Raw genomic sequence first — 20,067 nt, forward strand, 5'->3', positions numbered from 1 at the left:
ACTGGCTAAAATAAACGTAATTGTCCCGAATCATTATCACTATTTTTTGGAGGTTTAGCATCACCAAAAATTGTTTTCCCACCATATTTATAGGACTCGTTACGCTCTTTTTCAATTAATGCTTTAAAATTATCGTTAGGCTCAAAGTTTTTTTCTGCTTGCTGCGAAATTTCAGATAGCTTTTTTATAGCACTCATTTTATCACTATTACCAATTTTTGCCCTGTCAATAGCTTTTTGCAGTGTACTTATAGTTTCATCATAAACCTTAGTAGGAACAGGGAAGGGGTGTCCGTCTTTTCCGCCATGAGCAAAAGAAAATCGGGCAGGATCATCAAAGCGACTGGGGGTTCCGTAAATAACCTCACTTACCAAAGCTAGTGATTGAATAGTTCTGGGGCCCATTCCTTTTAAAAGTAATAGTTCTTCAAAATTTTCAGGGTTATTTTCATGCGCCAGCCACAGCATAGCACCCAAACGTTTCATATTTACGTCTTTCATTTTTACATCATGATGGCGTGGCATAATAAGGCGCTGTATTTCTGTAATAACTTTTCCGGGCTTTTCGGCTGTTAATAACAATGATTTTTCCCTTGTATCAGTTGCCCTAGCTGAAGTCAGGTTTAGTATTTGTCCCTGATTTTGCCCATATATAAAAGTATGCGGCTCGTTTATGTATGATTTTAAATCTTTTGAGTGCCAATGGTAACGTCGTGCCATATTGGTTAACCCATTCATACCTTGCTGAATAACGCACCAATTACCTTTATTGTCTACAATAAAATTATGCTGGTATAAATTAAACCCATCCTGCACAGCAGTATTATCAACCTTTGCAGTTAATTTACTTAATCTTGCTAATTCATTACCGTTAAGCCCTGTACGGTCTCCAACCTGTAAAAGTTCAGTCGGCGTTTTCATGGAGTGTTTTCCTTTACCACCACAAATATATATGCCTAAATCTTTAGCATGAGGGTTTACAGAACGTTTTAAAGCTCCTAAAACAGAAGTAGTTATCCCTGAAGAATGCCAATCCATACCCATAACCGCACCCAAACTTTGAAACCAGAAAGGATTAGCCAGTTTATCAATAACTTCCTCTGTAGAAAATTCTAAAGCTATTGTTTCTACTATAGAAAGCCCTAGTTTAGCCATGCGTTCTGAAAGCCATCTGGGTACATGTCCGTTATGTAGCGGTAAGTCGGCAGAACCCGATTTTTTCATTTTGTTTTCAGATTTTGATAAGGCATATATTGTCTTGCAAAGATATTAAAAAGGTTAGGCTTCTTCTTTTCTGAACGTAATAATGGGAGCCAAGCAATTTTCAGGAATATTAAAAGCATCAACCAGGGGTACTGCATCCTGCCTTATTTCCCAGCATAACTGGCTTACAGCCTTTCGGATAGCTTTTGTTTTCACACCCTCCATATAATTTTCCTCTAAATACCAGGCTTTGTTCTTCTCTAAAGTATGCAGCGCAAAAAGGTTATAAAGCCTTGTAAGCACTTCTTTTAAAGGCTCATCATCACAAGTATCTATCGCTAGTACGAACTGTTCTAAAAACACACGTTCTAAATAGGCTTCCGCAAGATTCAGCATGTGCGGATGCATTACATTAGCTGCATCAAAAGTATCTAAACCGTCATCTACCAGTTTCTTAAACCGCCTTGCAGCAGAACTTACTAATTCTTTTTCTCTGTATTGAAAAGCATGCAAATGAAAATCTCTGTCTTTTAAATGTTCTTCATCCGTATTACGCGTAGCAAAAGGATTTTTTTCTGTAATAGTAGTTTTTGCTTGTTCCAACACGTAGTTGAAAATAGTACCCAACCCCATTTCGCCAAACTCTTTCCTGAATTCTCCCAGACGATTTTTTGCAACCAACTGCATTAATACAGTATTATCACCTTCAAAAGTGGTATATATTTCCGTATCGTTTTTAAGATCATCTATCCTGTTTTCAGAGATATAACCTTTACCACCGCACGCTTCGCGGCATTCCTGTAATGCATTGCGTGTGTTCCAGGTTACATAAGCTTTCATTCCGGCGGCCAGTGCTTCTATTTCCTGCATTTCTTCCGGTGAGCGGTTTATAAAGCGTTGGGTAAGGTATTGTAAACCAAAATGTAAAGCATATGATTTAGCAAGGTAGGGCATAAGCCTTAATTGGTGCATTCTGTAATTGAGTATGGGTACTTCATTCCCTCCCTGTGGACCAAACTGCTTCCTGTCATCTCCGTATTTAATGGCTATCGTCAGTCCGATTTTAGAAGCTGCCAAAGCGGATCTTGGTATACCAATACGCCCGCCAACCAAAGTACCCAGCATGGTAAAGAACCTGCGGTTATTACTGGGTATGGGGCTTTCAAATTCGCCATCTTCATTTATACTTGCAAAACGATCCAGCATATCTTCTTTCGGTATAACAACATTATCAAAATATATAATGCCGTTATCTACACCGTTAAGTCCCATTTTACGCCCGCAATCTTCAATAGTAACACCTTTTACTACTGTTCTATCTTTATTGCGTATAGGCACTACAAAAGCATTTACACCATAATCTTTCCCGTCTATAATAAGTTTTGCGAACACAGTAGCCATTTCACCATGGTTGGCAGCATTGCCTATATACTCTTTCCTGTCATATTTTTCAGGCGTATGTATGGTAAAGGTTTTATCTTTATGATTATAAGTTGCTGTTGTATTTATACCTTTTACATTAGACCCATGGTGGGTTTCTGTCATGGCAAAACAACCAGGTAATTGCAGTGTGCCTATATCTTTAAGGTATTTTTTATAATGCTTATCAGTACCTAATGAAAGTATGCTCATACCCCAAAGTCCAAATTGTACCCCGAACTTAATAACAAGACTAAGATCATGATAACTAAGGGTTTCCATAATAGTAAAATAGCCCTCAACATCATCCTTACCGCCTTGTGCTTTGGGATAAGCATACGCGCCTAAGCCTTTATTTGCAAGTATTTGAGACCATTGTAATACCTTTTCCCTGAAAGCCACGGTATCAGAAGAATCCTGAAGAGCAAATTCGGGACTATTAATAATTTGTTTAACCTTATCGATAATATCAGCCTGATTTCCGTCAAGAAATTTACTCATTTTCGCTACGCTAAAACTTTCTATGGTTTTATGGTTATGCGTAATAGTGTCGCGGTTTTTACGGAATCCTGAAATTACCTCGCGGCTTATTATACCAAGATCAGATTCCAGTTTGGCAAAAACAGGAGTAATTTTCTCAATATCTTCAACTGTAAGGGCTATCCGCTCAGCATTAGCTATTACTATGCCCAATGCTGTAAGACTTTCAGGTTTAGGAGGTTCCTGTAGCGCCTTATCTATCACCTCTCTCCACCGAAACAGTTCTGAACGAGTGGGAGGGGACTGTACATCAATTTTTGATTTGAGGAAATTTTTTTCAGCTTTGGTAAGCCATTCCTGATCGTTTATAAAACTATTCAAAGTTTTAAACTCTTCTTTAGTAAGTATATCATCTTCCCAGACTACATAAAATACAGGAATGAATAGGCTTAACTTAGGGTTATTTGTAAATGTAATAGACATTGATGATTTTTACTTTAAAAATAATCAATACCTTACAGTCAGGTTTAAAAAAAAAAGTTAATTTAGTCTATCCGAACAAATTATTAATCGCAGCATACTGTAGTAATATAATAGTTTTAGCATCTTTAATTTTTCCGGTTTTAATCATTTCAATAGTTTTTTTAAACGGTAATTCCATTACTTCAATATCTTCTTGTTCCTGTTCTGCGCCACCACCTTCGCTTGTTTTCATATCAGATGAATATTCTGCAACAAAATAATGTAATATCTCAGTAACAGATCCCGGAGACATATATACTTCCATAATTTTTTGAACCTTATCCAAGGTATATCCGGTTTCTTCTTCAGTTTCTCTGCGAATGCATTCTTCAGGGTTTTTATCATCAAGCATTCCTGCACAGGCTTCAATCATCAAACCATCTTTATTACCATTAAACCATGTTGGTATACGTAACTGGCGTGTTAATATTACTGATTGTTTACTTTTATTATATAATAAGATTACTGCGCCGTTTCCGCGATTATAAACTTCACGTTCTTGTATTTGTGTTGATCCATCTTGTAATTTGTATTCATATTTTACCTTTTCAAGTTTAGCCCAGTTATTTGATAGTTCTGTTTTTGAAATTATAGTAACGGGAGATTTTGTATCTTTCATAATTATATTAATTAAGTTAGCAAATGTAATTATACTATAATAACACAGTGGTTTTATAAACTTAAATATTCTATAAAGTGTGTATTTTTGATATATAATTTATATTATGTAAAATAAAGTGCTTTAATTTAAAGGGCACTATTCTATTAATACCCTTTAATAATTTATTTTATCATTAATGGTATATCCCAGTTTTCCCAACTTAAAGTAACATTATTATTGTTTATGTTGTAAACTAAACGCTCATTCATTCTATTAGATTTTTTTGGTTTCACTTTAACACGTATTTGGTCTTTAGACTCATCGTATTTATAAGCGCCCCATTGCTTAGCTTCTTTATTGAAAATAATCGTAGCTGAATCTTTTTCAGGGATTACAAAAAATGAATACGTTCCTGCCGGTAATTTCTGTCCTTCAACCATAATATCTTTTGTAGTTGTAAAAGTTGTAGCTTCGTTAGCACCTGCGCGCCAAACTTTACTATAAGGAACTAATCCGCCCCAAATTTCACGACCTTTAACCGAAGGACTACTGTACTGGATAGTAATGTCAGAACCATTAATTTTTCCTGTAGCTGTTTCCGCAGGGCTTGCTTTCTTTTTTTCCTGAGCAAATGTCACACCTGTCATTAAAACAGCTATGAATAAAAATGTAAGATTTTTTAATTTTTTCATGATATAGTCATATTATTATTTACTACATCATAAAAGTAAATTCTGAATTTTATATGTGGACTACTGTTTAACAAAGCTTTATAATTTTTAACAGTTAAAACAGTTATCGTTTATAGAAAATATAGTCTGTAACTAATGGGGCTAAACCATTGACTTTAAAGTCTGTAGCTATTTGTCCTCTATGGTATGTTGAGTGATTTACAATATGAAACAATATATCTTTAAATTTATTAGTATAAGCCTCTCCTCTACTGTTTTTATAAATTATTTCTTCTTCAAGATTGTATAAATCAAGTATTTCAATTGATTTTTTATAGTTTATGCTATTTATATCTTTTAAATCACTTAAATCTCTTATTTCCCAAACATCAATAGAAGATTTTCTGTTTTCAATTCTGTTGTTCCAAATTTCCTGAGCATTCAATGTATGATTTATAAGTGTTAAAGATTTTTCAGGTATTATTTCTATATTAGAAAGAGTAATAATAACCTCATTATTAAAGTAATAAGTATAATCAAACATCTCTTTAAAATACTCTCTCATTTTTACAAAGTTTAGGATGATCTGGAGATAAAATAATTAGCTATAAATTGGAAAGCAAAAAGCCCTAAAAGGTAAATAACTGCAATGTTATTAATAATAGTTCCTGTATTAAAAGTAATAATAGTTGCTAGTGTTCCTACAATCAACATTCCTATATTATATGGTATAAAAACATATTTAGGTGAGGTAAATAAATTACTTGTAGGTATCATCATTGTAAAGCTAAAAACTGTTAATGCCAAAAACCCTTCATTTCCTATAGTTAAAAAACTTATAATTGAAAGTATTGAAACCAGTAAGCATGTACCCGTTGCTACAGCCCCTATTTTCTCTTCTTTATCTAGTAAGTACTTACCATAAGAATTTAATTGTAAAAATAAGTTCCCTATTGGGTTAGCAATCCAGGTAAAAAATGCTGCAATAAACAATAGTATTACAATAGGGTATAAAAATGGAGCTAATACTTCATTTTTTTGAGCTATTTTCTGTAAAAATTTAGTACCAAAATAAAATCCAATAATAACAAACCATTGGTATTTAGAAGTCATGTTAGACATCCAAAAAGAATATTTTAAAAACCATCTATATACTATAAATCTGGCTTTTAACCCTTCTATCATACCTGCTTGTGCATACTGATTATTAGGATCATTCTTTAAAGCTTCCGTAAAATGTTCCAAAGCTTTTTTAGGTTCCCCTTTCTCTAATAGCCCCCAACCGTGGTTAGCATGGGTATAGGCATTATTAGGGTCTTCATGTAATGCTTCTGCAATAGTATTAAAAGATTCTTCTTTATGTCCTAATTTAAGCTGAGCTGTACTTCTAATATTTAATGCTAATAAATCTGTTGAATCTAAAGATAAAGCATGGTTTGCTTTGTTCAGAGCGTTTTCAAAATCTTTATTTAGTAATTCAATTTGTGCCCAAAAGGCAAAATAACTGGATTCAAGAGGATTTAAAATTATAGCGCGCTGTATATATTCACTTGCGTCACTCCTGTTTTCTTTTAATAAATAAATTCTTGATTTTGTGTATAAATACCCTGCTTCATTCGGATTGTTAGCTATAGCATTATTTATCAGTTCTTCTGCTTTATCATAATTATCTTGTTGAAGGCATACTTCGCTTAGTAAGTACAATAAATAGTCATTATTTGGATTTACTGAAAGTAGTTCACTAAGTACTTTTTCTGCTTCTGCGTAACGTCCTTGATTGATAAGTATATTGACCTTTTCAAATAACCTTTCTTCTATCATTTTTTAATCTTTAAGTATGATAAAACCTCATTATACAGGCCTGATTCATTAGCATATAGTGCAAAATTTCGCGCCGAAACAAACCATTCTTTAGTACTGGCATTATGTTTCTTACATGCTTTCATAAGATCTTTCTCTTGTATAGGTTTCGGTATTCCTGATTCAAAAGATTCTTCCAGTTTTTGCTCTATGGCGATATCAATAACAGCTTCTATATCAGCCCCTGAATAATCCTGTGTATTTTTAGCTACTTTTCTTAAGTTGATATCTTCTACAGGTTTATTTTTAAGCTTAATATTAAATATAGACTCTCTTGCTTTTTCATCCGGTGGCGGTATGAATATTATCCTGTCAAACCTACCGGGTCTTCTAAAAGCATTATCTAAATGCCAAGGGGCATTAGTCGCTCCAAGTACAAGTATACCGTCATTATCTGACTCTACTCCGTCAAGTTCCTGAAGAAATTGATTTATAAGATGTCTGGAATTAGAAGTTTTCATGTCATTCCTACTCGCTCCTAACGCATCAATTTCATCAAAAAACAATACACATGGTTTATTTTTCCTTGCAGTTTCAAATACTTCATGTAGGTTCTTTTCACTATTTCCTATCCACATGTCAAGGATATCATTAAGCCCTACACTAATAAAATTAGCATTAATTTGTCCTGCTGTTGCTTTTGCTATATAAGTTTTACCACAACCCGGCGGGCCGTAAAGTAAAATACCCCCTCCTGTTTTTTTACCATAAGCTTTATATAAGTCAGCATGTTGTAAAGGTTGTATAATTTTAATATCAATCTCCTTTTTAACATTCTCCATCCCGCCTACATCTTCAAAGTTTATAGATGGTTTAATAAAAAGCATATTATTATCTTCATCAACATATTCTTCTTGTTGTATTGAAGTGGTTTGGCATAGCTCAATATCTAGTTCATCGTCAGTATAGTTTGGTATTAATTCTAATACTTTTTTATAGGTTTCTTGTGCCTGAGCTATTAAATTTTCCTTTAAAAGTGTTTTAGCATATAATACCAGTAGGTTAACATTGTTAGGTTCGTTGCTCAACGAATCTTCAAGTATTACACTGCATGTTGTATATTCTCCCTGGTAAAAATATGCTTGTGCCAACCCGTAGCGAACAGCATTACTATTCTGTAAAACTAAAAGTTCTTTATATTCATTTTCTGCTTCCTTATACCTGTATAATTTCATTAAACTTTCAGCTAAATGAAGTTTTAAAGGAACATTGTCTGGAGATAGCTTTAATGCTTCTCTCAGGTTTTCAATTGAGCTACTATCCATAATTATAAAATATGAGCTAATATAAAATATAGTTTTCTTAAATAATAATATTGTTTTCAATAACTTTTTAAAACAAAAAAGCAGTCATAGAGACTGCTTTTTTGTTTATTTATGAGTAAAATTATATCCTGTTATCTTTAATTTCCTCTACAATTTCAGGGTTTAATAAAGTAGTTGTATCACCAAAGTTAGAGAAGTCACCTTCTGCAATTTTACGTAGTATTCTACGCATAATTTTACCCGAACGTGTTTTAGGAAGCCCCGTTACAAACTGTATTTTATCCAGTTTTGCAATAGGTCCTATATGGCTGGAAATATGCTCATTAATCTCCTTTTTAAGGTTTTCTCTGTCACGACTTTCTCCTGATTCTTTAAGGATAATAAAGCCATATAATGCATTACCTTTTACATCATGCGGGAAACCAACTATAGCCGATTCTGCTACTGCCGGATGCTCATTAATAGCATCTTCTATAGGTGCAGTACCTAAGTTATGCCCCGAAACAATAACCACGTCATCTACACGACCTGTAATTCGGTAATAGCCTACTTCATCACGTAGTGCACCATCTCCTGTAAAATATTTACCTGGGTATGCTGAGAAATAAGTTTCTTTAAAGCGTTGATGATCTCCCCAAATGGTACGCGCCATTCCCGGCCATGGGAATTTTATACATAAACTACCCACAACCTGATTACCTTCTATTTCATTACGCTTATCATCCATTAATACCGGTTGAACTCCGGGTAATGGTAGTGTTGCATAAGTCGGCTTTGTTGGAGTTATAAATGGAAGTGGCGATATCATAATTCCACCTGTTTCCGTTTGCCACCAAGTATCTACAATAGGTGATTTTTTCTTTCCTACGTGGTCATTATACCAGTGCCAAGCTTCTTCATTTATAGGTTCTCCTACTGAACCGATAACTTTAAGCGATGAAAGGTCGTATTTATTTACCCATTCCCAGTTTTCTTTAGCTAATGCTCTAATAGCAGTAGGTGCTGTATAAAACTGTGTTACTTTATGTTTATCTACTACTTCCCAAAAACGACCGAAATCAGGGTATGAAGGTACACCCTCAAATAATACTGTTGTAGCACCATTTAGTAACGGACCATATACAATATATGAGTGACCTGTAATCCAACCAATATCAGCAGTACACCAGTATACATCACCCTCTTCATAGGCGAAAACATTTTTAAATGTATATGCCGAATATACCATATAACCTGCTGTAGTATGCAGCATTCCTTTCGGCTTTCCTGTAGAACCTGAAGTATACAATATAAATAACGGGTCTTCCGCATCCATTATTTCTGCTACATTATTTGCATCTGCTTTATCTAAAAGAGGTTGTAACCATAAGTCCCGCCCTTCTTTCATATTTACATTAGTATTAGTCCTTTTTACTACAAGTGTTTTTTCAACAGTAGGACATTTTTCCAATGCTTCATCTATAATTTCCTTTAAAGCTATAGTTTTATTACCTCTAAAACCTCCATCTGCAGTAATTACCATTTTACATTCAGAGTCGTTAACTCGTGATGCTACAGCAGAAGCTGAAAATCCTGCAAATACAACCGAATGTATTGCACCTATCCTGGCACAAGCCAATACAGCAACAGCAAGTTCAGGAATCATAGGTAAATATATACATACCCTGTCCCCTTTTTCTACCCCCTGGCTGCGTAAAACATTTGCCATTTTACAAACTCTGTCATACAGCTCATTGTACGAAATATGCTGTGCCTCTTCTTTAGGGTTATTAGGTTCAAATAGTATAGCTGTTTTATCACCTCTTTTAGCCAAATGGCGGTCTATACAGTTTTTGGTAATATTTACTTTAGCATTTAAAAACCATTTAATTTCAGCTTCCTGCATATCAAACTCTACAACTTTATCCCATTTTTGGTACCATGTAAAGTTTTCATCTGCTATTCTGTCCCAAAACTTTCTTGGTTCGCGTAATGATTTGTTATAATGCTTAAAATATTGTTCTAAACTGTGTACTTTATAATAGCTCATTTGATATGTGATTTATAGATTGAGTGTCCGTGTAAATATAAAAGGTTTATTATTCTTTTAATAACACAAATCAATAAATATCAGATACTAAATTGATAGTTGTTAATTTAATATCTTCTTATAGTTATTAATCTGTATTTTATTAGTGTTATACTACAATATTAAAAAAAATATCCATTTTATTTGTAAGTAAAACCTACTTTATTTGTGAATTTATAGTTTTTCTAAATCGCTTATTATATAAATATGGTACAGCATGTTTTAGTAAAATTATATCTGTAACTTTGTATATTACAATTAACGATATAAACCGCATTATGGCAGATATAAAAATTAGTGTTTTAGACCAAGCGCATATAAGCAGAAACAGTAATGCTCACCAAACATTATTGAATTCAGCAGAATTAATTAAACTTTCCGATGAATTAGGTTTTGAAAGATATTGGTTAAGCGAACACCACAACTTTAAGCAATTGGCAGGTACAGCACCGGAAGTACTTATCCCCTACCTCGGTACACAATCTAAAAGAATACGTATTGGTTCAGGAGGAATAATGTTACCGAATCACAGTACCTTTAAAATGGCTGAAAATTTCGGGTTGCTGGCATCTATGTTTCCGGGAAGAATAGATTTGGGTATAGGCCGTGCTCCCGGTGGCGACAGGCTTTCGGCACATTTGTTAAATCCTTCAAACACTTTTAGTGAGAAAGATTTTCAAAATCAATTAATAGATATACAAACCTTTTTAAAGCATGAGGAGTTACCGGATACCTATCATGAAAGTGTAAAAGCATATCCTAAAGCAGAAATACCACCTGAGTTCTGGATATTAACATCCAGCGGAGGGAGCGCGGAATATGCGGCTAAGTTTGGAATGGCTTTATCTTTCGCTCACTTTATTAACCCTATGGGAGGTCCTGAAGTAGTGGCACAATACAGGGATAATTTTAAACCTTCTGATGAGTTGGGTGACCCAAAAGTTAACGTTGGTATTTTTGGGTTTTGCAGTGAAGATGAAAATAAAGTAAATGACTGGATTACTGAGTTTGACTATAGAATGTTATATATAGAAATGGGTGCTAAAGGCGAATTTCCTACTCTTGAGGAAATAAAACAAATGAAATATGACCGCTATCAACAAGCCAGAATTGCTTATAACAGAGGTCGTTTTATTGCCGGTACTCCTGATGAAATGCAAGCTAGAATAATGAAGTTAGCAAATGATTATAGTACTGACGAAATTATGATTGCTACTATGGCCGATAATTTTGAAGATAGAAAAGAGTCCTATAAATTAATAGCTGAAATAATGAAATAATAAAAAAGCCTCTCATAATTGAGAGGCTTTTTTATAGTTATAATTAATACCTTTCGTTTGTTTCTTCAAAATCATCATCATTACTTGATATAGATTGATTTTGGTCTTCATCAAGATCAATATTATCATTTAAAATATAGTCATCCTGATTAAATGCTTCTGAATATTTGCTATTTCCGCCCTCAGCATTCCATTTATTCTCACTATTCTGGCTACCTAACTCGTCTGATAAATTACTAGAATCAGTTTCACCTGTATATTTTACACCTGGTTGTTCCATAGCAAGATATTTATCTGTGTTATCAATATCTTTTTGTTCCGGTGACTTGTTTAAATTATCATTCTCCTTTTCAGTATTCTTTTTATTCTTTTCCATAGCTTTTTCTTTTTTAAAATAACAATACACTTCTGATGTCATTTAACCTCAGTAGTTTAATATTTGTCTTTAAAAGATTTTTAAGCATGCATGGTGTTTCTTCTTTTTTAACCTCTTGGTTAATTTCAGAAGCTACCTCCTCATAATGTACAGTCTTATCTGCATTTATGATACTGCTGCTATTATATTTAATTAAACGTTCCATCAGAAAAATTGTTAGTATAGTTAATTTTGTTTCTCAGGTCTAAATTACAAACTCTAAGTGGTTTTAAGTGCTAATTATTCTATAAGAGATTATTAAATAATAGCCAATTTTAATCAAATTAAAATAGTGTAAGTTTCCCTATAATTATTTACTTAAATTTACTACAAAATTAAAACAGGAACAAGGAAAAAGTTTTATTTAACGTTAAGTTTATATGAGTTTTTTAATTAAAATCCACAACCCACTCTATACCTGCACTATAGTGTAATTTGCCTTTGTTTACTTCAAGTGGAGCGGTGAAATTATTAGTATACAAAGCTCCGGTTCCCAGCCCTTGTGGCATAGTGCTGTTTTTAGTAAAAGTCCACTGTGCAATAGCGTTTAAACCGATATTGCTTTCTAAAGCTGAAGTTGCCCACCAACCTATATTATTTTGCTCTGCAAGCAAAATCCACTCATCACTTCCTTTATAACCGCCTACTAAGCTAGGCTTTAAAATAATATATTGTGGCTGTATTTTTTCTAACAAGGCTTGTTTATTCTTATAACCAAAAATGCCTATAAGTTCTTCATCAAGTGCTATAGGTATCGGAGAGGTTATACATAGCTGCGCCATTTCACTAACCTGACCTTGTTTTATAGGTTGTTCAATGCTATGTATTTGATATTTTGAAATTTGCTGTAATTTATTTAAAGCTTCATCTACAGAAAAAGCACCATTAGCATCAACGCGTATTTCTATAGTTTCAGCATCAAAATTAGAGCGTATATAGGCTAATAAGTCAAGTTCTTTATCAAAATCAATAGCCCCTATTTTTAGCTTAATACAATTAAACCCTTGTTGGAGTTTTTGCTCAATTTGTTTTTTCATAAACTCCTTCTCTCCCATCCAAACAAGACCGTTAATTGTAATACTTTCTTGTCCTTCTGTAAAAGCAGAAGGAAATAATAAATAAGAAGATTTGCTTTTTAGTGAGCGGAAAGCCACTTCTAAACCAAACTGTATAGAAGGGAATTCTGTAAGTTCATTCCATAAAACTTCTTCCCCTAAATGGATATTATTACAAACCCATTTTAATTTTTCTTCATAATCAGGTCTGTCATCTATGCTAAGCCCTCTCAGGATACCACACTCTCCTATTCCTTGCTTATCATTTTCTTCGAGTATTATAAACCAGGTTTCCTTTTCAGTAAGAACGCCCCGCGATGTTCCGCTGGGGCGTTTAAAATTGAGTATATATTTTTTATAACTAGCTTTCAATTCTGTTATGGCTCTTTTTATTTATACATCCAGTGATGAACCTATTTCCAGTAATATAAGTTCTTTGTTCTTATCACTGAATTTCTTTTTAGCACTATCGTGGTCTATTTCAATATATCCGAAAGTATCGTAGTGATAGCCTAATATCCTGTCACATTCTATAAAGTCAGAAGCTACTACAGCATCTTCTGCATCCATAGTAAAGTTACTACCAATAGGTAGTATCGCTAAATCCAGATTATAACGCATTGGTATTAGCTTCATATCAAAAGTTAAAGCGGTATCTCCTGCTATATATAGTGTTTTGCCGTCACTTTCTATTATAAAACCTCCTTGATTACCACCATAAGTACCATCAGGGAAAGAACTTGAATGTATGGCATTTACATACTTTACCGTACCAAAATCAAAATTCCAGCTTCCTCCGTGGTTCATAGGGTGTACTGTATAGCCTTTCTTTTCATAATATCCTGCAATTTCCGCATTAGATACTATTACTGCTCCTGTACGCTCTACTATAGCATCTACATCAAGAATATGGTCGCCATGCGCATGCGTTAATAAAATATAATCGGCTTCCAGTTTGGTAACGTCAATATCTTTAGCTAATTCATTTGCCGAAATAAAAGGATCTACAATTATTTTCTTTCCTCCTGTTTCTATACCGAGACTGGCATGTCCGTAATAGGTAACTTTCATAATAATTTTATTTTTTGGTTTTTAGGTCTAAAATTCAAAATTGCAGCACTATACAAAACAATATAGACAGAAAGAATGTACCTAAAGCTACTTTTTTTAATTCCGGGTCTAAAAGTTTTGGTACTTTGTTTTTAGCTACTGTTTTTAAATGAATTAAAAATGGTATGTAGGCTAACAGAAACAAATACTGCAACGGCTTAAAATTATATAAAATAGCAAAGAACAGCATTAAAACCAATGCTAATATTATTATAAAAAAGTGATAGGCTTTTGCTTTTTGAGGTCCTATTTTAACCACAAGTGTATTTTTACCCGACATGGCATCGGAAACCTGATCGCGCATGTTATTTAAGTTCAGTACAGCCACACTTAGTAAACCTATAGCAACTGCCGGTAATACCACTAGTCTGTCTATCTGTTTAGCATACAGAAAATAACAGCCAATAACACTTACTAAGCCAAAAAATATAAATACGAAAAGATCCCCAAGCCCACGATAGCCGTATGCCGAAGCGCCTACTGTATATTTTATAGCTGCTGCTACTGCTGCCAACCCTAAAACAAAGAAAAACACAGAATAGGCAAAGTTTTCTTTACCAAAGGAAAGGTAAATAAGTACTATTGCTGCTATTAAGGTTAACAAAGCCGTAAGTATTATACCTTTTTTCATGCCGCTAACGGTAATTTCTCCGCTTTGTATAGCTCTTTGAGGACCTATTCGGTTTTCGTTATCGGTTCCTTTTACACCATCACCATAATCATTAGCGAAATTAGAAAGTATTTGCAGCCCTAAGGTTGTAATAAGCGCAAAAGTAAAAATACCCCAATTTGTTAATCCTTGGGAAAAAGCATAAAAACTACCTACCAAGATACCTGAAACCGATAATGGTAACGTTCTTAATCGTGCAGCTTTAAACCATGCCCTAGCATTTGCCATTTTTTCTTCTTAATTTATTTGTGTTTTACATCCAGTTTTTATCAGTAGTTTCTACCTGATATAACCAATAATTAACCAACTCTTTAATTCGGGTATAGTTTGCTACCCCAAAACTTAAAGAACCTCCCGCAGTATATAGTGTAACCTTACCAATATCAGGCTTTTTTTGCCAAAAGTATTGTTTAACACTAACTGCCTGTATTTTATGCGGAGCTAAAAAATCATTATCAATATCCCATGCTCCACTTTGTTTTATTATAAAATCATCACTTACAAACAATTTGCTGTTATAGTAAGCGAAAAAGACCATTACCCCTACAAATAGTATATATACAGGCAGGAAAATAATAGCATCGTAAATTTCAGGGAATACTGTTATAGCCAGTAATAAAAATATCGCTACAGGAATAATTAACGCCTTAACAATCTGTATAATGAGTTTTCTAATACTTGGTCTTAGTTCTTGTCCTCTTTCAGGAATTTCGCCTAACAGAAAAGCTAAAATGGCGTCCCGTTCACTATTATTACATCCGGGTATTTCAATAGCCATTTTTTGTTGCTCTTTAGCAGAATTATTCCCCATATTAGACGCCTGTTGCACCTTAACATCCTGAATATTCATCTTCTTCTGAAAGAAGTTTCTTCGCACTCCTGCTATTTGAACCCTTTCCGGTTTTATAATAGTGCTTCTGGTATTAAGTAAACCGTATGATAGTAATAGAGAGTCTTTTTTCTTAGCTATTTTGTAACCAAAGTATTTTAGTATAGTACGGGAAAGGTTCACCAGTAAGGTTAAAAAGATAATAGCTACAATTATAAACGTTATAAACCTAAGTAACATTCTTGGATGGATATATTCATCGATAGGATTCTCGTTATACCCCATTGTGCCTATATACTCATCAACATTTTGGTAGATTGTCATTACAAAGGCAAACAGTAACCCGAAACTACGGGCATAGTTTGACGTTATACCTGTTTTTACAAGACTGAGAAAGCTGATTTCTACAAAATCTTTTTCCTCTTCCTTTTCTGTAACCTTTTCTGCATCTGCCTCGAAGTTTTTGTTTTCAGATGAAAGTAAACGTTCTTTTAAAAGTAAAGCCAATTCATGTGTTATAGCTTTTATAGTGACTTCTTTTTTACTGCTGCCTGCCGAATCTACTTCAAGTGCATGTACGCCTATAAACTTTTGTATAAGGTTTTGATTGATGTTAACCTGTTGTATTTTCTCCAGCGGAATAGTCGTCCTGCTTTTATTTAGAATACCATCTTTTAAAACAAACTCATCATTTTCTTCATCAATATAAAAAGTGAAATTGCGGTATTTTAAATAAGCTATTATACTTATTAAAACAACTACTGTCCCTACAATAAGAGCAACGCGGGATTTATCTAGCGAACTGAATTTAAATACCCAAACCAGTAATACAGGCCAAAAAGCCCTTACTGTTTTTTGCAGGGTATCAGTAAACATTACCACCACCCCAACTAATGACTGCCGTTGTGGCTGGCTAAAGTTCGCTTTCATTAGGCTCTTCTTCATTTAATAACTTTCCTCTCAAAAGTAATTTAATTTTCTCGGCATGTTCTTTTTCAAGTCCGGGAATTTTTACATCACTGCTATCGCCTCCTGCTGTGAATATTTCTATAGCTGCTAACCCTAAAGCCCTTGATATTAGCCCTTCGTGTAAGGCTACGTGTTGCACCCTGTTATAAGGAATTATAGTTGTATTTATAGCTATTGCACCGCTACGGTAAATTACATCGTGCGTACGGAAGGCAAAACCTCTGTTTTTAAACTTAATTCTTGTAATAAATACCGTAATAACTAAAAAGGTTATATATACGCTGCTAAAGGCATACCAGTACGGATGTAGCTCTTCTATAAAATATATAGCAACACTTGCAGCTACACCTAAAATAAAATAAAGTAATGCCACATTAAAAAGCATTACCTTAAGGTATTTTGGATGTAATTTTGTTAGTGTTACTTCTTCAAACTTAGGTAGCTCAAAAGTATTTATAGGATTGTTTTTAAATTCCTCCATTTAAAATAGTTAAACCTTATTAATTAAGGTATCCATTTAATATCTTTAAAATTAGGTTTTCTCTTTTCAAGAAAAGCATTTCTACCTTCTTTTGCTTCCTCTGTCATATAAGTAAGTCGGGTAGCTTCACCTGCAAAAACCTGTTGCCCTACCATACCATCATCGGTTGCATTAAATGCAAATTTCAGCATTTTTATAGAGGTTGGCGATTTTTCCAGTATTTCCTGTGCCCATTGGTAAGCAGTATCTTCCAGCTCTTTATGAGGTATTACGGCATTTACCATACCCATTTCATAAGCATCTTGTGCTGAATAATTACGTCCTAAAAAGAATATTTCACGAGCACGTTTTTGTCCTACCATTTTAGCAAGGTATGCCGATCCATAACCGCCATCAAAACTGGTAACATCAGCATCAGTTTGTTTAAATATAGCATGTTCTTTACTGGCAAGCGTAAGGTCGCATACAACATGAAGGCTATGTCCTCCGCCTACTGCCCAGCCCGGTACTACAGCAATTACAACCTTTGGCATAAAACGTATAAGGCGTTGTACTTCAAGTATATTAAGGCGATGCATACCATCATCTCCTACATATCCCTGCTCTCCTCTTGCTTTTTGGTCGCCACCACTACAAAATGAATAAATACCATCTTTAGGAGAAGGTCCTTCAGCTGAAAGTAATACTACCCCTATTGAAGTATCTTCACGTGCATCTAAAAATGCTTCAAAAAGTTCACTTGTAGTTTTCGGGCGAAAAGCATTACGTACCTCAGGTCTGTTAAAGGCTATACGGGCAACACCATCACATTTTTTATAGGTTATATCTTCAAATTCTTTTACTGTTTTCCAGTTTATAGTACTCATAATGTAAATTAAATTTCTCGTAAAAATACGGCATTTTTCGTATTCCTCAATAAAAATTAGGTATATAGATATTCTGTAAATATGCGTATTTAATGGCGGAATTTAACGTTAAACAACAAAAAAATTCTTGCAAAAAAAGCATGGTTGTTTATATTTGCGTTTTATGCCCAGGAAGAAGATGAAATTTACAAAAGCACTATTCTATATATTTACTGTTACTATTTTATTAATTTCTTGTAAAAGAACAGACTCCCCACTTATAGCGGAACACATTCCTAATAAGAAAGTTAAGGTAGATACTTTCCCGAGGTTAGCACCCCTTCGCACTGAGTTAAACAAGGTGACTTCCAGCTACAAAAAGCAAAAAATTGCTAAGATTGACAGGTTTTACAAAAAGATTTGGCGAAGAAATGACCTGAGTGGTGGTTTTTTAGTAGCAAAAAACGGTGAAATTTTATATGAGCAATATAACGGTCTTGCTAACAGAAAAACTAAAGAAAAAATAAATGAGCATACTCCGCTACATTTGGCATCTGTTAGTAAGGTAATTACTGCTACTGCAGTTTTAAAATTAATAGACAGAGGTAGGTTACAACTGGACCAAAAAGTAAATACTATACTAAAAGAGTTTCCTTATGAAGACATAACAGTTCAAATGCTGTTAAATCATCGTAGTGGGCTGCCTAAGTACTCTTATTTATGTGATGATGAAAAGATCTGGGATGGCAGTATGTTAACCAATCAGGATATTCTTGATATTTTCGCTGAAAACGACATTTCGCTATACTTTACGCCTGACAGAAAATTTGGTTACTGTAACACTAATTATGCTATGTTGGCATTAATTATCGAAAAGGTAACTGACATGAACTACCGAGATGCTATGAAAAAAATAGTATTTGACCCTCTTGGTATGAAAGATACTTATGTTTTTAATTATGAAAAGGATAAGGAAACTTGCTGCCTATCATATAAAGGCAATAATGTTTTATTTGACTTTAACCACCTTGATGATGTGTATGGGGATAAAAACATCTACTCTACTCCCAGAGATTTACTAAAATTTGATTTAGCAACCTATTCTAAAGATTTTTTAAGCCCTGAACTGGCTGAAAAGGTATTTAAAGGCTATAGTTACGAACACCCGGGAGTTAAAAACTACGGTTTAGGCATACGACTACGCGAATGGAAAACAGGCGAAAAAATGTTTTACCATAACGGTTGGTGGCATGGTAATACTTCGTCTTACATTACGCTTAAAAAGGATACTGTAGCTATTATAGCACTTTCTAACAAGTTCTCTAACAAGCCTTACAGAGTTTATAAACTTGCCAAAGAGTTTGGTTCGTACCCTCTGAAATAAAAGTGTTTTTTTATTATTTTAGCTTTTGCGATGAAGAAAACTATCTTTAAAATAGCTAAAATGGATTGCCCGTCTGAAGAAAATCTTATACGGATGAAACTTGACGGTATTATAGAGATTAAAAACCTTGATTTCAACATACCTGACAGAAAACTAACTGTTTTTCACGAAGGCGGTATTGAAACTATAGAAAAAGCAATAGCCGAATTAAACTTAGGCGATAAAAAACTCAGTACTGAAGATACTAATCAAACAGTATTTACTACCAATAAAAGTCAAAAGCATACACTTTGGCTTGTACTTATTATAAACTTCTCTTTCTTTATAATAGAAATTGCTACAGGTTTACTATCCAAGTCAATGGGACTTATAGCTGATGGTTTAGACATGCTTGCAGACTCTTTTGTATATGGTATAAGCCTGTTCGCCATTGGCGGTAGTATTACAAAGAAAAAACGAATAGCCAAAACAGCCGGATATTTTCAACTTGTACTTGCCTGCATTGGCTTTACAGAAGTAATAAGACGTTTTGTATATACTAAGCAACTTCCTGACTTCTCTACAATGATAATTGTGTCTTTGCTTGCACTGCTTGCAAACGCAGCATGCCTTTATATACTCCAAAAATCCAGAGATAAAGAGGAAGTTCACATGAAAGCCTCTCTTATTTTTACTTCTAATGATGTTATCATTAATGCAGGAGTAATAACAGCAGGATTACTGGTAAATTGGTTAAACTCAAGATTGCCTGATTTGATTATCGGCACAATAGTTTTCTTATTGGTGATAAAGGGAGCCATAAGAATTTTAAAGCTCGGGAATTAAATTTAATCCGTTAATAATTTCTTTTCTAGCACACTATAGTAAAGACTTCTGTTTAATATAGTATAAGTAACATTATTCTTACTAACTTTATAAAATAATTAGCATAAATTTTGGTT

The 20,067-nt window shown here is 33.9% G+C and carries 19 protein-coding genes; 3 read left to right on the plus strand and 16 right to left on the minus strand.

Annotated elements, in window-relative coordinates; all coding sequences use genetic code 11:
- Positions 1 to 5: 5 nt before the first annotated feature.
- The 8 genes from IEW45_RS01430 to acs all read right to left on the minus strand — a co-directional run bounded on the left by IEW45_RS01430 (position 6) and on the right by acs (position 10,049).
- Complete coding sequence (locus IEW45_RS01430; RefSeq protein ID WP_188619442.1) at positions 6 to 1,223, minus strand: DUF763 domain-containing protein; 1,218 nt, start codon at positions 1,221 to 1,223, stop codon at positions 6 to 8.
- 54 nt (positions 1,224 to 1,277) lie between these two features.
- The gene (locus IEW45_RS01435; protein ID WP_188619443.1) at positions 1,278 to 3,584 is read right to left on the minus strand and encodes an acyl-CoA dehydrogenase family protein; all 2,307 of its coding nucleotides are present in this window, start codon (positions 3,582 to 3,584) and stop codon (positions 1,278 to 1,280) included.
- A gap of 67 nt (positions 3,585 to 3,651) precedes the next feature.
- Complete coding sequence (gene nudK / locus IEW45_RS01440) at positions 3,652 to 4,242, minus strand: GDP-mannose pyrophosphatase NudK (protein WP_188619444.1); 591 nt, start codon at positions 4,240 to 4,242, stop codon at positions 3,652 to 3,654.
- 164 nt (positions 4,243 to 4,406) lie between these two features.
- Positions 4,407 to 4,916, minus strand: a complete 510-nt coding sequence (locus tag IEW45_RS01445; protein ID WP_188619445.1) for a DUF2911 domain-containing protein — start codon at positions 4,914 to 4,916, stop codon at positions 4,407 to 4,409.
- A 103-nt stretch (positions 4,917 to 5,019) separates the two neighbouring features.
- The gene (locus IEW45_RS01450; protein ID WP_188619446.1) at positions 5,020 to 5,460 is read right to left on the minus strand and encodes a DinB family protein; all 441 of its coding nucleotides are present in this window, start codon (positions 5,458 to 5,460) and stop codon (positions 5,020 to 5,022) included.
- Between the two features lie 11 nt (positions 5,461 to 5,471).
- Complete coding sequence (locus IEW45_RS01455; protein WP_188619447.1) at positions 5,472 to 6,716, minus strand: tetratricopeptide repeat protein; 1,245 nt, start codon at positions 6,714 to 6,716, stop codon at positions 5,472 to 5,474.
- Complete coding sequence (locus IEW45_RS01460; RefSeq protein ID WP_188619448.1) at positions 6,713 to 8,020, minus strand: ATP-binding protein; 1,308 nt, start codon at positions 8,018 to 8,020, stop codon at positions 6,713 to 6,715. Before IEW45_RS01460 ends, IEW45_RS01455 begins: the two co-directional genes overlap by 4 nt.
- Before the next feature lie 121 nt (positions 8,021 to 8,141).
- The gene (gene acs / locus IEW45_RS01465; protein ID WP_188619449.1) at positions 8,142 to 10,049 is read right to left on the minus strand and encodes an acetate--CoA ligase; all 1,908 of its coding nucleotides are present in this window, start codon (positions 10,047 to 10,049) and stop codon (positions 8,142 to 8,144) included.
- A gap of 317 nt (positions 10,050 to 10,366) precedes the next feature.
- On the opposite strand from acs, the gene IEW45_RS01470 reads away from it, so the two are divergent.
- Complete coding sequence (locus tag IEW45_RS01470; protein ID WP_188619450.1) at positions 10,367 to 11,368, plus strand: LLM class flavin-dependent oxidoreductase; 1,002 nt, start codon at positions 10,367 to 10,369, stop codon at positions 11,366 to 11,368.
- 43 nt (positions 11,369 to 11,411) lie between these two features.
- On the opposite strand, the gene IEW45_RS01475 is transcribed toward IEW45_RS01470, so the two are convergent.
- From IEW45_RS01475 to IEW45_RS01510, 8 genes are all read right to left on the minus strand, one after another.
- Positions 11,412 to 11,786, minus strand: a complete 375-nt coding sequence (locus IEW45_RS01475) for a hypothetical protein (protein WP_188619451.1) — start codon at positions 11,784 to 11,786, stop codon at positions 11,412 to 11,414.
- Positions 11,758 to 11,949, minus strand: coding sequence for a hypothetical protein (locus IEW45_RS01480; RefSeq protein ID WP_188619452.1), 192 nt, complete (start codon positions 11,947 to 11,949; stop codon positions 11,758 to 11,760). Before IEW45_RS01480 ends, IEW45_RS01475 begins: the two co-directional genes overlap by 29 nt.
- Before the next feature lie 223 nt (positions 11,950 to 12,172).
- Positions 12,173 to 13,210, minus strand: a complete 1,038-nt coding sequence (locus IEW45_RS01485) for an o-succinylbenzoate synthase (protein ID WP_188619453.1) — start codon at positions 13,208 to 13,210, stop codon at positions 12,173 to 12,175.
- 21 nt (positions 13,211 to 13,231) lie between these two features.
- Positions 13,232 to 13,909, minus strand: coding sequence for a metal-dependent hydrolase (locus IEW45_RS01490; RefSeq protein WP_188619454.1), 678 nt, complete (start codon positions 13,907 to 13,909; stop codon positions 13,232 to 13,234).
- Between the two features lie 34 nt (positions 13,910 to 13,943).
- Positions 13,944 to 14,846, minus strand: coding sequence for a 1,4-dihydroxy-2-naphthoate polyprenyltransferase (locus IEW45_RS01495; RefSeq protein ID WP_188619455.1), 903 nt, complete (start codon positions 14,844 to 14,846; stop codon positions 13,944 to 13,946).
- A 25-nt stretch (positions 14,847 to 14,871) separates the two neighbouring features.
- Positions 14,872 to 16,392 (minus strand): PH domain-containing protein, encoded by a 1,521-nt coding sequence (locus tag IEW45_RS01500; RefSeq protein ID WP_229665869.1) that lies wholly within the window; start codon positions 16,390 to 16,392, stop codon positions 14,872 to 14,874.
- Positions 16,361 to 16,897 carry a PH domain-containing protein gene (locus tag IEW45_RS01505; protein WP_188619456.1) on the minus strand — a complete coding sequence of 179 codons (537 nt, stop codon included), beginning with the start codon at positions 16,895 to 16,897 and terminating at the stop codon, positions 16,361 to 16,363. The genes IEW45_RS01500 and IEW45_RS01505 overlap by 32 nt, the downstream gene beginning before the upstream one ends.
- 23 nt (positions 16,898 to 16,920) lie before the next feature.
- On the minus strand, positions 16,921 to 17,763 hold the full coding sequence (locus IEW45_RS01510) for a 1,4-dihydroxy-2-naphthoyl-CoA synthase (protein WP_188619457.1): 843 nt from the start codon (positions 17,761 to 17,763) through the stop codon (positions 16,921 to 16,923).
- Between the two features lie 163 nt (positions 17,764 to 17,926).
- Here IEW45_RS01510 and IEW45_RS01515 point away from each other — a divergent pair, with 163 nt between their 5' ends.
- Together IEW45_RS01515 and IEW45_RS01520 are read left to right on the plus strand one after the other, a co-directional pair.
- Complete coding sequence (locus IEW45_RS01515) at positions 17,927 to 19,126, plus strand: serine hydrolase domain-containing protein (protein ID WP_229665870.1); 1,200 nt, start codon at positions 17,927 to 17,929, stop codon at positions 19,124 to 19,126.
- Between the two features lie 30 nt (positions 19,127 to 19,156).
- Positions 19,157 to 19,951 (plus strand): cation efflux transmembrane domain-containing protein, encoded by a 795-nt coding sequence (locus IEW45_RS01520; protein ID WP_188619458.1) that lies wholly within the window; start codon positions 19,157 to 19,159, stop codon positions 19,949 to 19,951.
- The last annotated feature ends 116 nt before the right edge of the window (positions 19,952 to 20,067 follow it).

The sequence above is a fragment of the Flavobacterium suaedae genome, from assembly GCF_014642915.1.
GTDB lineage: Bacteria > Bacteroidota > Bacteroidia > Flavobacteriales > Flavobacteriaceae > Flavobacterium > Flavobacterium suaedae.

Bases quoted from the DNA above. Each gene is read 5' to 3' on its own strand.
- IEW45_RS01430 (WP_188619442.1), bottom strand. From the start codon at position 1,223: ATGAAAAAATCGGGTTCTGCCGACTTACCGCTACATAACGGACATGTA.
- IEW45_RS01435 (WP_188619443.1), bottom strand. From the start codon at position 3,584: ATGTCTATTACATTTACAAATAACCCTAAGTTAAGCCTATTCATTCCT.
- nudK (WP_188619444.1), bottom strand. From the start codon at position 4,242: ATGAAAGATACAAAATCTCCCGTTACTATAATTTCAAAAACAGAACTA.
- IEW45_RS01445 (WP_188619445.1), bottom strand. From the start codon at position 4,916: ATGAAAAAATTAAAAAATCTTACATTTTTATTCATAGCTGTTTTAATG.
- IEW45_RS01450 (WP_188619446.1), bottom strand. From the start codon at position 5,460: ATGAGAGAGTATTTTAAAGAGATGTTTGATTATACTTATTACTTTAAT.
- IEW45_RS01455 (WP_188619447.1), bottom strand. From the start codon at position 6,716: ATGATAGAAGAAAGGTTATTTGAAAAGGTCAATATACTTATCAATCAA.
- IEW45_RS01460 (WP_188619448.1), bottom strand. From the start codon at position 8,020: ATGGATAGTAGCTCAATTGAAAACCTGAGAGAAGCATTAAAGCTATCT.
- acs (WP_188619449.1), bottom strand. From the start codon at position 10,049: ATGAGCTATTATAAAGTACACAGTTTAGAACAATATTTTAAGCATTAT.
- IEW45_RS01470 (WP_188619450.1), top strand. From the start codon at position 10,367: ATGGCAGATATAAAAATTAGTGTTTTAGACCAAGCGCATATAAGCAGA.
- IEW45_RS01475 (WP_188619451.1), bottom strand. From the start codon at position 11,786: ATGACATCAGAAGTGTATTGTTATTTTAAAAAAGAAAAAGCTATGGAA.
- IEW45_RS01480 (WP_188619452.1), bottom strand. From the start codon at position 11,949: ATGGAACGTTTAATTAAATATAATAGCAGCAGTATCATAAATGCAGAT.
- IEW45_RS01490 (WP_188619454.1), bottom strand. From the start codon at position 13,909: ATGAAAGTTACCTATTACGGACATGCCAGTCTCGGTATAGAAACAGGA.
- IEW45_RS01495 (WP_188619455.1), bottom strand. From the start codon at position 14,846: ATGGCAAATGCTAGGGCATGGTTTAAAGCTGCACGATTAAGAACGTTA.
- IEW45_RS01500 (WP_229665869.1), bottom strand. From the start codon at position 16,392: ATGAAGAAGAGCCTAATGAAAGCGAACTTTAGCCAGCCACAACGGCAG.
- IEW45_RS01505 (WP_188619456.1), bottom strand. From the start codon at position 16,897: ATGGAGGAATTTAAAAACAATCCTATAAATACTTTTGAGCTACCTAAG.
- IEW45_RS01510 (WP_188619457.1), bottom strand. From the start codon at position 17,763: ATGAGTACTATAAACTGGAAAACAGTAAAAGAATTTGAAGATATAACC.
- IEW45_RS01515 (WP_229665870.1), top strand. From the start codon at position 17,927: ATGCCCAGGAAGAAGATGAAATTTACAAAAGCACTATTCTATATATTT.
- IEW45_RS01520 (WP_188619458.1), top strand. From the start codon at position 19,157: ATGAAGAAAACTATCTTTAAAATAGCTAAAATGGATTGCCCGTCTGAA.